The organism is Chitinophaga filiformis, assembly GCF_023100805.1.
Classification (GTDB): Bacteria; Bacteroidota; Bacteroidia; order Chitinophagales; family Chitinophagaceae; genus Chitinophaga; species Chitinophaga filiformis_B.
Genome location: NZ_CP095855.1, coordinates 920,459 through 933,576, shown reverse-complemented (window position 1 = coordinate 933,576; position 13,118 = coordinate 920,459). Strand labels below are relative to the sequence as shown.

12 protein-coding genes and 1 tRNA gene are annotated in these 13,118 nt (G+C 44.4%); 6 read left to right on the top strand and 7 right to left on the bottom strand.

The annotated features are described in order from the left end of the window. Positions 1-13: 13 nt before the first annotated feature. Positions 14-784 (top strand): DUF3050 domain-containing protein, encoded by a 771-nt coding sequence (locus MYF79_RS03860; RefSeq protein ID WP_247812643.1) that lies wholly within the window; start codon positions 14-16, stop codon positions 782-784. A 70-nt stretch (positions 785-854) separates the two neighbouring features. Next, positions 855-927 (top strand) — tRNA-Phe (locus MYF79_RS03855). 419 nt (positions 928-1,346) lie between these two features. Here the strand turns inward: MYF79_RS03855 and MYF79_RS03850 are convergent. Further along, positions 1,347-3,101, bottom strand: a complete 1,755-nt coding sequence (locus tag MYF79_RS03850; protein ID WP_247812642.1) for a toll/interleukin-1 receptor domain-containing protein — start codon at positions 3,099-3,101, stop codon at positions 1,347-1,349. 861 nt (positions 3,102-3,962) lie between these two features. Further along, the gene (locus tag MYF79_RS03845; RefSeq protein ID WP_247812641.1) at positions 3,963-4,580 is read right to left on the bottom strand and encodes a Crp/Fnr family transcriptional regulator; all 618 of its coding nucleotides are present in this window, start codon (positions 4,578-4,580) and stop codon (positions 3,963-3,965) included. A gap of 121 nt (positions 4,581-4,701) precedes the next feature. Between MYF79_RS03845 and MYF79_RS03840 the strand changes: the two genes are divergently transcribed. Beyond that, positions 4,702-5,502, top strand: a complete 801-nt coding sequence (locus MYF79_RS03840) for a helix-turn-helix transcriptional regulator (RefSeq protein WP_247812640.1) — start codon at positions 4,702-4,704, stop codon at positions 5,500-5,502. An 89-nt stretch (positions 5,503-5,591) separates the two neighbouring features. Further along, positions 5,592-7,373 (top strand): DUF885 domain-containing protein, encoded by a 1,782-nt coding sequence (locus tag MYF79_RS03835; protein WP_247812639.1) that lies wholly within the window; start codon positions 5,592-5,594, stop codon positions 7,371-7,373. A 53-nt stretch (positions 7,374-7,426) separates the two neighbouring features. On the opposite strand, the gene MYF79_RS03830 is transcribed toward MYF79_RS03835, so the two are convergent. Both MYF79_RS03830 and MYF79_RS03825 read right to left on the bottom strand, forming a co-directional pair. Beyond that, entirely contained in the window at positions 7,427-8,692 is a 1,266-nt protein-coding gene (locus MYF79_RS03830; RefSeq protein WP_247812638.1) for a DUF4910 domain-containing protein, read from the bottom strand. A gap of 25 nt (positions 8,693-8,717) precedes the next feature. After that, the gene (locus tag MYF79_RS03825) at positions 8,718-9,554 is read right to left on the bottom strand and encodes an AAC(3) family N-acetyltransferase (RefSeq protein WP_247812637.1); all 837 of its coding nucleotides are present in this window, start codon (positions 9,552-9,554) and stop codon (positions 8,718-8,720) included. A gap of 25 nt (positions 9,555-9,579) precedes the next feature. Between MYF79_RS03825 and MYF79_RS03820 the strand changes: the two genes are divergently transcribed. After that, positions 9,580-9,819: an acyl carrier protein gene (locus MYF79_RS03820; RefSeq protein ID WP_247812636.1), complete on the top strand. Its 240-nt coding sequence runs from the start codon at positions 9,580-9,582 to the stop codon at positions 9,817-9,819. After that, the gene (locus MYF79_RS03815; protein ID WP_247812635.1) at positions 9,812-10,834 is read left to right on the top strand and encodes a ketoacyl-ACP synthase III; all 1,023 of its coding nucleotides are present in this window, start codon (positions 9,812-9,814) and stop codon (positions 10,832-10,834) included. Before MYF79_RS03820 ends, MYF79_RS03815 begins: the two co-directional genes overlap by 8 nt. A 76-nt stretch (positions 10,835-10,910) precedes the next feature. Here MYF79_RS03815 and MYF79_RS03810 read toward each other — a convergent pair whose 3' ends face one another. Genes MYF79_RS03810 through rpiA form a run of 3 tightly spaced genes read right to left on the bottom strand, consistent with a single transcriptional unit; the run spans position 10,911 to position 13,047 of the window. Continuing rightward, a complete protein-coding gene (locus MYF79_RS03810; RefSeq protein WP_247812634.1) occupies positions 10,911-11,756 on the bottom strand; it encodes a sulfurtransferase in 846 nt (281 codons plus the stop codon). Positions 11,757-11,786: 30 nt separating this feature from the next. Beyond that, positions 11,787-12,350 carry a methyltransferase family protein gene (locus MYF79_RS03805; protein WP_247812633.1) on the bottom strand — a complete coding sequence of 188 codons (564 nt, stop codon included), beginning with the start codon at positions 12,348-12,350 and terminating at the stop codon, positions 11,787-11,789. Between the two features lie 22 nt (positions 12,351-12,372). After that, positions 12,373-13,047 (bottom strand): ribose-5-phosphate isomerase RpiA, encoded by a 675-nt coding sequence (gene rpiA / locus MYF79_RS03800; protein ID WP_247812632.1) that lies wholly within the window; start codon positions 13,045-13,047, stop codon positions 12,373-12,375. Positions 13,048-13,118 lie beyond the last annotated feature (71 nt).

Sequence of the window (13,118 nt, the reverse complement as noted above, 5' to 3'; positions counted from 1 at the left end):
AATTTAAACATACATGACTGGCATACCACACATTAAAGGAACCATTGCTCCTATCAGAGAGACTATTATACAACATCCGCTATATTCCGAAATGCAACGCATAGAAGATATCCGCACTTTTATGCAGTATCATGTATTCGCAGTGTGGGATTTCATGTCTTTGCTGAAGTCATTGCAAAAGCACCTCACCTGTACAGATATTCCCTGGGTGCCGAAAGGCAGTGCCGCCACCCGCTATCTTATCAACGAGATCGTGACCGGTGAAGAAAGTGATGTGGCTCCCGATGGCGCCCGTGTCAGTCATTTCGAATTGTACCTGCAGGCAATGGAACAGGCAGGTGCAGATATTTCCGGCATATCTGACTGCCTCCGGCAGTTACGTGACGGACAGTCAATTGCATCAGTATTGGACACCTTGCCACCTGCGGTACGTTCTTTTGTAAAATATACATTCGACCTGATCGCTACTGCGCCTGTACACGTGCAGGCGGCAGTATTTACCTTCGGCCGTGAAGACCTTATTCCCGATATGTTCCTCGCCCTGGTGACAGACCTGGACAGGCAATTTCCGGGACAGATCAGCCTCTTTAAATATTACCTGGAAAGACATATTGAAGTTGATGGTGATCATCACAGCCATTTAGGCATGGAAATGGTGCAGGAACTTTGTGGCAATGATCCGGTAAAATGGGAGCAGGCTGCACAGGCTTCAAAGAAGGCATTGGAACAACGAAACGTGCTGTGGAATGGGATTCTGGAAGAAATTAAAAGTTTTGTTGCATAAAAATTTGGAAGTTATTTTTTAATTTGCTTATCTTTGCAATCCCTTCACGAGAAGGACACAAAAAAAAGATGGTGCGGTAGCTCAGTTGGTAGAGCAAAGGACTGAAAATCCTTGTGTCGGCGGTTCGATCCCGCCTCACACCACGAAACAGATAAGGCTTTAAGAGGAAATCTCTTGAAGCCTTTTTTTTAGTGCAATATAAGTGCAAGAATTCTCCGCTATCTTATCCCACTCAAAGCTTTCTTCGTAACTTTTTGAAATTACCACGACATAGAACAGTTCTATAAAAGAGCCGAAATCACTTTTCGATGAAATGAACAGATTAAGACTTCAAGAGGGCACTAAGATCCTGCCCGTCTATCCTTAGGCCTGATCATATCGCCTTGTTTATTGAAATTTGTCCGTAGGGACAAAATGATCCTGAATTAGATTTAACCCACCTAATCCGTCTTTTAACGGATCAAGTCGAAACCATGGGATAAGATTAAAAATGTGTTGTTTTTCAGCTCATTAAGAGTGATAAACCGGATCTGAACTATCGGCAGTTAATAGAATTTCCGGATCAATTGAAATTCGTTCTGCTACCTATAGGAGGCTTCCTGTATTTCGGCTCATTATGAATATCCCTCAATAACTCGTGAATAAATTTTTCATCAAATTCGGCATCATTTCTCATATCAACATACTTTCGCCCTCTCAATGCAACTGGAATTGCATCTATATCAGTACCTCTCCTGATCAGAGGTATAAACTTTGATGTATTGATACTATCTGCAAATATTTCAGCAGTTATAATCGAATACTCGTAACCTACACCACCTGCGAGGTTCTCCGTTTTCTTTTTATAATTCGGTGTCATTACACAAATAACCCTATCTGATTTAGATATTGATGTCTCCATAAAATGTGGCAAAAGGTTCCCGAGAAGCCCGAGATCCCATTTATCTAAAATGGCGTCAACCCCGTTCTCACGAAGCCTGGTTGCTAACCGGATTACCCAATTCTCATGTTCCGGAGTGTCCCAGGAATAAGAAATAAAGACAATAGGAATTTTCTCTTCTGTTTGCATTGGTTTATTTATTGGATCAGATAATTTTTTTACCTCCTGTCCACGCATACGGCTCAACGAGTGCCTGAGATGCTTAACAAGATTTATCATAGCCCGATATTCAGCAATATGTGGCGCAATAGCACGAAAGGGCATGATAGACAGTTTCGCCTGGTTATCAACAAACCACCGGGTGGCCTGATAAAGCGATCGCAATCGCCTGTCTTCCTGCCAGATCTTACCTACTTCATGAGGGATAAAGCCGGCAATCCCCCGCCTAAGACTCATGGAGTTATTGTGTATCAGCAATTCGGGACGGAGTTCCATGGATTGAATATAGGTTTCGACTTCCGCTATGATCTCTCGTATAAATGCCGGTGGATCTCGATGATAACCAAGCCGCTGATAGTACTCTTTTGACTCAAGCCAGCTTTCTTCAAAACCTCTGATTAAAAAATTAAAGTTCTGTTCATCAAGCGGATAGCGTTGCCCGCCTGGGGGAATGGGCCAGTTCCAATACCACGCTTTAGCGCTGTAGTATTTACGTCTGGTTTGTCTTTTGGGAGAAGGCCCTCGTTGTACCCGGCCCTCGCTGACTGGTATAGGACGTCCTGCAGATGTTTCAACTGGCAGATATGGCGTGGCTGCTGGTAGCAACACTGGCTTAAGTGAGAGCCCCTTCCAGCCTCCCTTGACAAACAAAACAACGGGAGCCGACAACAGCAGGCCGATGCTTGTAAGCAGCATACCAATTGCAACAACTTCATTCTTCTGAGCATAGTAGCCGATGGCAATAACGGCGGCACCCCCCCCCAGGTTGGAGAATGCCCTGAGAATCGCAGCATTACCCTTTCCCTTCAGCCGGACCGCCATCTCAGGCCCAGGCGCAAACAGCAGCCAATCCAGGGGCGGCATCAGCCATGCCACAACTATCAGTAAAAGAATGCCACAAGTGAATTTCAGTTCCAAAAAAAAAGCCCCTGCTGCCATCCCAAGTGTATAGGCCAGCCACCATCGACCAAAAGTAAAAAGTCTTCTGACAGTAAAGGATCTCGCTGTGGGCCACCTTGCTACCACTTTTCTACGCTTAGCCTCAACAAACAAAGACCAGAAATACATTGCGGCCAGCAAAAGCGAAGCAAAAGCAGCTGCATAGCTGGCATGCCATTCGGGATTATTTTTGGACAAGGTAGGATCCATCGATATTGCTGCCAGCAACAGAAAGAAAGCACCAGTGAAAGCCCGTATTAAAAAGACAATGAGGTTCATACACCAAGCAACTGTAAGCTAAGGTTATCGTAAACTAAACATTCCAGATGATATTCGGGAACACTTGAGAGCGCCAAAGGTACGATTACGTCAGTATAATGAAACGCCGATCCATGAACTGAAGATGTACTCCCCCTCCGTACTGAAAACCAGATTGAAGAAAAGAGCTGCTGGAAGATGTTTGCGCCCCTTACATATACGCCCACGGAGGATTAATGAAATTCAAAGCCTGATGTAACGGCCATTCTTCCCTTTCAACTAACTTGAAAACAATAGCGTTGCCCACCGGCACGGAACAATATCATCATGTAAAACAGAAAAGACTGGAATAGTTAGAAAAATTCCGATGCTACTTTACTCGGCAGGGAACCGGGACCGAAGAAGAAGACATTCTCCGGCCTCCCGTGTTCCCCTTGAGTAGTGGTTAAATGGTTAACTTGTTGTGCTAATAGTATACCGGCATGAAAATACCGGCCACTTTTCACTGGCATTCATAGGTATAGGTATTGGGACAATTACATCTGTCTATAAAAGTAAATTGGCTCGAAAATTAGCTACAGTCATGTTTTTTACATGTTTTCGTTTACATGTTCTCTTAGAAATAAAATACTTTAAAAAGCAGGTACAGTCATTTCACACTTTACTGGTTATCTCTTCTTTCATGACAATGTTTCATTCACATTGTGCCGGAAAATTAGACAGAATTGGCGATACACCGCAACCTGCGGAAAACTGTCTAAAAGACACTTTTTAAAATGAAAAACGCCGAAATGCAGACATAGCAAAGCTTCAAGCGTATTTATCTGAGGAAGAAACACCGCCTGTCAAGGTCGTTTTTTTGATATATATCAATTTTTATTTTTATACTGGCTTCTTCCTGGCGGAGGTTTTGGCCCGTACCCTGCTTAATGTTTCATTGGTTATCCCCAAAAAAGAGGCTACATAGGTAAGTTGTACACGATTGGCAAGCTGGGGATAGAATTCCAGGAAAAGTGCATATTTCTTTTCTGCATCATGGAGCCTTGTAATATATGCCCTGTTTTCTGCAGACGTGTAATGGAACTCTGTTATTTTCCGGCCGGTAATATTGAACGAAGGATACTTCTCATATATTTTAGTCAGATCAGAAAAACTAATTGCCAGCAATTCACAGTCTTCTACCGCCTGTATATTTTCCACCGTTTCTACCTGCAGCAAAAAGCTCCGGATCCCCGAAACCATTTCATTTTCCATGGCAAACCAGGTGGTGATCTCTTTATTCTCTTCTTTAATAAAGCCCCTTAATAATCCTTTTCTGATAAAATAAAGGCTGTGACTTATTTCTCCGTTCCGTAGCAGATGTTTTCCCTTGGAGATGCTACAACAATAGATACTTTTCAACAAATGCTGTTCAATTCCTTTTCCTACAGGATGAAATGAGTTTAACATTTGCCACAGTGGTATGAGGTCCTCTTTTGTGGGAAGTTTTCTGGTGTTCATGGGCGCTAGGGTTATGTTCACTTACGCTAAAAATAACACATTTGTAGCATTTTCATCATATGTTTGCTGCGGCTGTTTTAACCCCTACCTTTGACCATATTCCAACTTTAAAAGTATTCGCATGAACAATCCTGTTGTGCTTTCCAAAGGCTGTTACGTCGGATCGAAGGTGAAGGAACATAACACCGGATATATCATCACCAGTGAGACCATCTTCCCTGAGAACCTTACTTCTGACTGGCATTGCCATGAAAACCCACACTTCTCCCATATCCTTTCCGGTGGCAGCCAGGAAATTAGAGAGAAAAAGGCCGAACAGCAAATGGCAGGAACAGGATTGTACTATTACCCCGGAGTGATCCATCAAAATGTACACTACCGTCCCGGAACACGCATATTCAACCTCGAGATAGAAGAAAGTTTCTTTAAAACATACCAGCTGGCCATTCCCCCTGAATCCCTGATGTATGAAGGCAATCCGATCATTAATGCCGGTGGCTTGCTACGCTTGTTAAGGGAACATTACTACAATGACTCCTGCAGCAGCATTTCCCTGGAGCAATTGTGCATAAACCTGATCGACTCCACCCCTACTATAGAAAAGCATTATCCTGAATGGACCCTGCAGATCAAAACTGTACTGAACGATCTTTGGGATGAACCACCATCTCTGGCAAGTCTTGCAGCTCATGTAAATATTCACCCGGTTACCTTGTCAAAATACTTCAGCCGGTATTTCTCCTGCACACTGGGCGAATACCTGAGAAAGATCAAAATTGAACGGGCACTTGTTTTAATACGGTCGAAAACGCATTCATTGACAGAAATTGCCTATATGTGTGGCTTTACTGATCAGGCGCATTTTACCAGGACTTTTCAGCAGCTTACCGCCATGCTTCCCAAAGAATACAGGAAGATCTGATCCCTCCCCACGCTAATCCTGTACAATTTTGCGGTAAGGCAGCCCTTTACCTTTGTACCTGCAAGGGTAGAAAGGCGCCCGGTTCGTTTATGAAACAAGTTCCTCTAAAAATCAGCTGCTTCCTGGTTGTATGTTGTTGTGCTTTCAATGCCACAGCCGATGGTCAACAGCGCAATGTACGGTTGCATCAACTTTTTGAAAGCTATTACCAGGAAAGCTTGCAGCAGGATCCTATCAGTGCTACGTTTGCAGGTGATGCCCGTTATAATGACCTGTTGGCTAATGATATATCAGCGCCCTATCTGAAACAGAAAGAACAGTTTGACAAAAAGTACCTGCGCCTGTTGTCGGTGTATGACAAACGTACACTGAATACGGCTGACCAGATTTCGTTTGACGTGTTGAAAGAGATTCTCGACATGGATATTGAAAGAATGAAATATCATCCGGAATATCTGCCCGTCAACCAGTTCTCTTCTCTCCCGCTTTTAATGGGACAACTTGGTTCCGGACAATCCGCACAACCTTTTGCAACAATAAAGGATTACGAAAACTGGTTTAAGCGCATCACGGCATTTTCAGCATGGACAGATACTGCCATCAGCAACATGCAAAAAGGCGTTTCTAAAGGAATCGTATTACCTAAAGCACTGGTAGTGAAAATGATCCCTCAAATGGAAAGCCTCGCTGAAAAGGATACAGCCAAAAACCCGCTGTTTCTGCCATTAAACCACCTCCCCACCCACATATCAGCAGCGGAGCAGGAGCAGCTAAGGCAATCCTTTCTGCAGGCATTAACCTCGGTATTGCTGCCGGCCTACCAACACTTTGCAGACTATCTGAAGAACGATTATCTGCCACATGCATCTGATGCGGCCGGGCTCTCTGGTATCCCCGGCGGGAAAGAGTTATACAGGTATTATGTACGGTATTTTACTACCACCGACCGCTCTCCGGAAGACATTTACGAGACTGGCATCCGGGAAGTTACACGGATCTCCAAAGCCATGGAGGAATTAAAAGAACAAAGTGGTTTCAGGGGCACCTTGCAGGAGTACTTCGTTTTTCTGAGAACAGACCGGCAATTCATGCCTTTTAAGAGCCCGGAAGAGGTGATACAGGCTTACCAGCAGATCTATGATAAGATAAAGCCACGACTGCATACCATGCTTAGCGTCGCTCCAAAAGCCAGGTTTGAGATCAGAAGAGTGGAAGCCTTCCGGGAAGCATCGCAAAATGGCCCTTCTTATACAATAGGCGCTATGGATGGCAGTCGCCCGGGAATATTCTATGTCCCGGTACCTGACCCCACAAAGATCAATGTTACATTCCTGGGTATGGAAGCCACTTTCATACATGAAGCCATTCCCGGGCATCATTACCAGATCTCATTACAGCAGGAAAATACGACGCTGCCAACCTTCAGACGACAGATCAATTTCTCCGCTTTCACTGAGGGATGGGCACTGTATTGCGAGTCGCTCGGCAAAGAACTGGGCTGTTATACCGATATACCACAGCAAATGGGGGCCCTCAATAATGAGATTCACCGGGCCATCCGGCTGGTGTTAGATGTTGGTATCCATACCGGCAAAATGACAAGAGAAGATGCTGTCAAGTATATGCTGGCCCATGAATCTATCAGTGAAGAGGAGGCTGTTACGTCGGTAGAGCGCTATATGGCCATTCCCGGACAGGCACTCACTTATAAGATCGGGGAACAGGAAATATTACGCCTGCGTGCGAAATATAAAAAATTGCAGGGAACACGATTTAATATCATTCAATTCAATGATGCTTTGCTGGCACAGGGAGATATGCCGCTGAAGGTACTTGAACGTTATATGGATAACCGGGCCGCCAATCACTGATCAATAAAAAAGGCTTTGGAACGTTTGTTTCAAAGCCTTTGTCTTTCTACCTGCTAGCCTATCGCCTCCAGGACGTCTTTTTCCAGGAGCGGCTGTAAAAAAGACGCACAATCCCAATAAGGAACCCCTATTATATTGCAGATATCTATCATGTCGTTGGTGCCATCAGCATATGCAATGAAATTCATCATGTTCCTGACCGTGGCTCCTGTCGACTTGGTTGAAATAGTAGGATACAGTCCCCGTTTCCCCAACTGTGGTTCGCATAATACTTTCACTTTGGGCGTAAAATTCAATTCAAACAGATCTATGCACTTTTTATACACATCCAGGGTTCCACTCAATCCCTTTTCTGTTACCAGGTCAAAATTATCCAGTGATGTATGGTATTCCGGATAATCGCCGAATTTCGTCCGCAGTATACTACAGATCGGCAAATCCACTCCTGGCGCACAGTATTGGCGTTCATCGCTTCCCCTGTCCAGGAATGAGTATTTTCTGAACGTTGTTGTGTTGTTCAACACATGCAACGCTATTTTATCAGACAATGTATTACCATACCTGGAGGGCAAATACGAGAACGTTCTCTCATCGCCTACACATGAAAGATTATATCCGCCGATCACTCTTTCCTTTAAGACATCAAGGTGATAATGAAGATAAGTGATGGATCCTATTGTCTCAGGAATAAATACGAAACGATATGTGTACTTACGCTTCTCTTTCTTCAATAGCCATTCTGCCAGAAACGTAGCCACTACAGGACCGCTGAGCTCATTATTTACCATCGACGGGTGGCACACATAAGTAGATATAAAGATCTCCTTCTCCGTTTCACCGGGAATGATCAGGTCTGCATAGGTAAGATGGCCGTCCTTTAACTCACTCTTAATCACTACATGGAACGATGAACTCCTGTCGATTTGCTGGTATTCATTATATGCTACACAGAACCCCCAGAATTCCCTGTAATAGGATGTGATATACGGTATCGCAGTAGGCTGCTCTTCTATTGTAAACAGATGTTTGTTCAGCTCTTCCCAGGACACAACTGCGTCCATCGGAATGGAATACCCTACAAGATGCAGATTGCAGTTCTTAAAATCTATGATCCGTTCTCCGGACTTCAGATCAATCACATATGCTTCAGATACATTCCATTCTTTTGGAACTGTCCAGTCAAATACTTTTGTTCCGGAAGGCACCTCATGCATCCGGATCGGTATCCTCTTCTGAAGTATTTTTAATGATGCCCTTACGCCATCGCCGGTAATGCTTCTGTTAATGGGGAAAAGTTCTTTACAAAGCTCTATCATCATTGCGCCGCTCAGTTTAAAGATCTAATTACTCAAAATCGGATATAGTAAATGCACGCCCTAATTTGTCCAGGGCAGGAGTAACCCAATCCAGGGTTTCTTTGTCTAATGAGTACAAGGGATTCGCAGACATCTTTTCAAAAAGAAAATCTGTCATTTCACGTATACTGCAAAAGCAGATCCTGGTATTCCCCTCTTCTTCCATGTATAGGATACCTGCATTGACAAGGTCTGCTATAATTTTATCCCAGTCATAATCCAGATGCTTTCCCCAGGGACGTACATGATATTTATAACGAACCGCTATTTCCTCTTCACCATCCACTACAATTCCTTCGAATATTTTGTCATATCGGTATACAACCGTCCCCAGCTTCCTTTCTATATAATGAAGGATGGTTGAATGTTTAAACTCTGATCCGTAGTGGAACAGCAACGCATCCTGAACGTACAGGTAATGGAAAAAAGAGGTATTATCAAAGGGATCTATTTCCAGACCAGATGTCTTTATCGGTTCATTATATGTATAAGGGCCTTTGCCGCTGAAAGAAAAAACAGGGTCTCTCGTATACCATTCTGCGATATTTTTCCGGAAATACTCAGAGAGTACTCCAACTTCGGAACGCCTGTTCCGCACATCTGTTTTTCTTTCAGGAAGGAATTTATAGTTAAATGTTGGCTGGTAAATGCTGCTATTGCCAAATAACTGAGACAACTTGTCGCAATGGTCTGCTATAAATTTTTCTTTTCCACCTCTCTTGAATTCAACAGCGAAACCTTGCATCAGATCGGAATGGATCAGGACACTCTCCGGGTTCTTGCGTCCAATCAAAGTCCTGACATTTTTCTCTATATTTGTTTCCATAACACGAAAATATATCATTTTTCATATGATTGACAAACAGACTTTTTTGAATCAATTTAAGGAACAATATATTGGCGAGACGAGCTCATTAACATTAGAAAGTGAGTTCCGTAAGATTGATTCCTGGGATTCACTTACCGGAATGTCCATACTCGTCATGATAAAGGATGAATATGATATCGACATGAGTGCTGATGCATTGAAGGCATGCATCACAATTGGTGATGTATACGATTTTGTGGAAAAAAATGTTGCTGATGCCTGATGCTTTTCTCATACAGACCGCTTATTACTTACCCGAAGAGCTGCTGAGCAATGAAAAGATAAATGCGGCCCACCCGGAATGGTCGATCGACAAGATCGCTTCAAAAACAGGCATTGAGAACAGATATTATGCCAGCACAAATCAAACCAGCGGAGACCTTGCTGCAGCAGCAGCCACCCGTCTCTTTGAAAAAGGCGCCATTGGCAGAGACGAAATTGATTTCCTGATCTTGTGTACCCAAAGTCCTGACTATTTTCTTCCTACTACGGCCTGCATCCTTCAGGACAGATTAGGATTAAGGAAAGAGATCGGCGCTTTCGATTTTAACCTGGGGTGTTCCGGTTTTGTTTATGGACTTGGTATTGCCAAAGGCCTTATTACCAGTGGGCAGGCAAAGAATGTTCTTTTGCTGACAGCAGAAACATACTCGAAATTCATTCATCCTGACGATAAGAAGAATAAGACCATTTTCGGCGATGCAGCTGCGGCTACACTTATTTCCGCTACACCGCGACCCAATATGCCGGCTGGAAAAATTCTTGACTTTGCTTATAAAACCGACGGTTCCGGTGCAGCACATCTTATTGTTAAAAATGGCGCTTTCAGGAACAGGCAAACAGGTATAGCTGAGGACGTGTATGCAGAAGATGAATTCCTTTCCAACGATGATTATCTGTTCATGGACGGAAAACAGATCTTTGACTTTACTGCCTTCAACGTGCCCAGGTTAATTAAAGACTGCCTCGGTAAAAATGCCCTGGAAATTGGAAATATTGATGTCTTTATCTTTCACCAGGCAAACCAGTATATGCTGGATACGGTAAGGCGAATGAGTAAAATTCCACCCGAGAAATTCTATCTTTTTATGAAAGATTGCGGGAATACCGTTTCCTCTACCATTCCCATCGCTCTTGGCAACGCATTGGAACAGCAGGTTGTAACACCAGGAAAGAAGGTATTGTTGAGCGGCTTTGGTGTGGGGCTTTCCATGGGAGCAACCGTACTGGAATTCTAAAACCACTACCTGTTATAAAAGGGAAGGCCTCTGCACTGGTAATACAGTTTCAGAGGCCTTCCCTTTTTTCTAAAACTTATGCTCCCACCGCAACAGGCCGTCCCGGATCAGTGATCCACTCACTCCAGGAACCTGCATACAGCTTTGGCAAAGGATATCCCGCATATGCTGATAATAATACATTGAATGCCGCAGTTACCCCTGATCCACAATAGAAGATCACGTCTTCTTTCGCAAAATCAGCCGCAAAATAGGCCCTTACTGTCTCCTGCCCTGCTACTACTCCATCGGACGTAATATTCGCATTAAATGGCCTGGAAATAGCCTCCGGGATATGCCCCGCAACGGGATCAATGGTCTCATTCTGCCCGGCATATCTGTCTGCCGTTCTTGAATCTATCACACAACTGCCATGCTTTGCTGTTGCAGCCATGACTTCTTCTGCGGAGGCCAGCAGGGAATCGTTAAAATGTGCAGTGAATGTTCCCGCTTTCGGCGAAACAACACCACTTTCCAGGGGGAATCCCATCCCGGCCCACACCTTTTTTCCACCGTCCAATACTGCTGCCTTCTCATGCCCCGCCCATTTCAGCAGCCACCATAGCCTGGCGGCAGCCATAAAGCCAGCGCCGGCATCGTAGGCAATTACCTGCGTGGTTGGCGCAATACCCCATGCAGCGAACTTTGCTTCGAGGTCACGCTTCTCCGGAAGGGGGTGGCGCCCCGTTACTCCCGCTATGATCGCTCCTGAAAGGTCTTTATCCAGGTCAGCATATATTGCGCCTGGTATATGTGACTGCTCATATTCTTTTCTGCCCCATTCCTTATCGTTCAGCGCAAAACTGCAATCTATAAAAAGAACATCCGGGGTATTAATAAGCACCTGTGCTTCTGCAGGCTTTACAAAATTTGTATAGCTCATAATGTGTCTTTTTAAATAATGAACTTTAACTCAGTATATAAAGGGTATTAACCGCCATGTTTCCTTCCTGTAATCAATATACTCCTGCCCGAAATTTGATACCAGCAGTTCCTCTTCTATCTTCATCCTGTAGAGCACCGCTCCCAGTACCGGGAGGAAACCGATCAGCACTACTATCCAGTTGTTAAACGCCAGTGCATTACCCAAAAAAGAGATCAGCATGCCCAGGTAGGACGGGTGCCGCAGATACCGGTAAAGGCCGAACTTCACAATTTTATGATCTGTCCGGATAGCCACATCGACAGTGAAATACCGCCCCAATGTGTATATAGCGGTAAACCGGAATAGCATTCCCGCTATAATCATCCCTAAGCCCACGTCCGGCAACAGCGTTGATGCACTGATCGGCCAGTTCAATTGCAGTGAAAGCAAATGCGCCAGCGGCAATGCGATCATAATAGTGATCCAGATGATCCGGAGGGACTGTTTGTCAGCTCTTGTTTTATCAGATTGTGACGATCTGAGTAAGCGGCTTAGCAGTATCTCTGAGCTGACCCAGATAACAGCAATAATCAGATGAAGGGTTGAGTGCATGGAGAAAGACTGTTATGTACTGTTAAATCGTCTTTACTTCACCATTTTCATAGGCGATAATCACTGTCGGTTTCATGTTGATGAACAGTCCTGTTTCTACAACCCCGGTGATCGCCTTCAGCTGATGATGCAGTTGCTCGGGGTTTTCAATTGCACCAAAGGCACAATCGAGGATATAATTCCCGTTGTCTGTTATATAGGGCTTATCTTCTTTCGTTCTCAGTGTAGGCGCGCCCTGCAGGGATTGCACCGCTCTGAACACCAGTTCCCAGCCGAAAGGGATGATCTCTATCGGCAAAGGAAATTTACCGAGGGTCTTTACATACTTACGCTCATCTGCCACGATCACCTTTCTTCTGCTGGCCATGGCGACTATCTTCTCGCGCAATAAAGCACCGCCGCCCCCTTTAATGATCTGAAGATCGTGACTAACCTCGTCTGCGCCATCTATATCAATATCCAGTTGCTGTATCTCGCTGAAAGAGGTAATGGGAATACCCAGTTCCCTTGCCTGTTTTTCGGATGCAAGAGAGGTGGCCACTGCGCGGATGTTCAATCCACCTTTGACCATTTCGCCAATTTTTTCAATGGCCCAAAAGGCCGTTGACCCTGTTCCTAATCCAACCAGCATACCGGGCTGTACCAACGCTGCAGCCTTCTCTCCTGCTGCTTTCTTTGCTTGTGTGATCGCGTCCATTGATTATCCTGTTAATTGTTTAGCAATATAATACTATTGCCCCGATTGTATTATTTTTGAAACCTACCCTC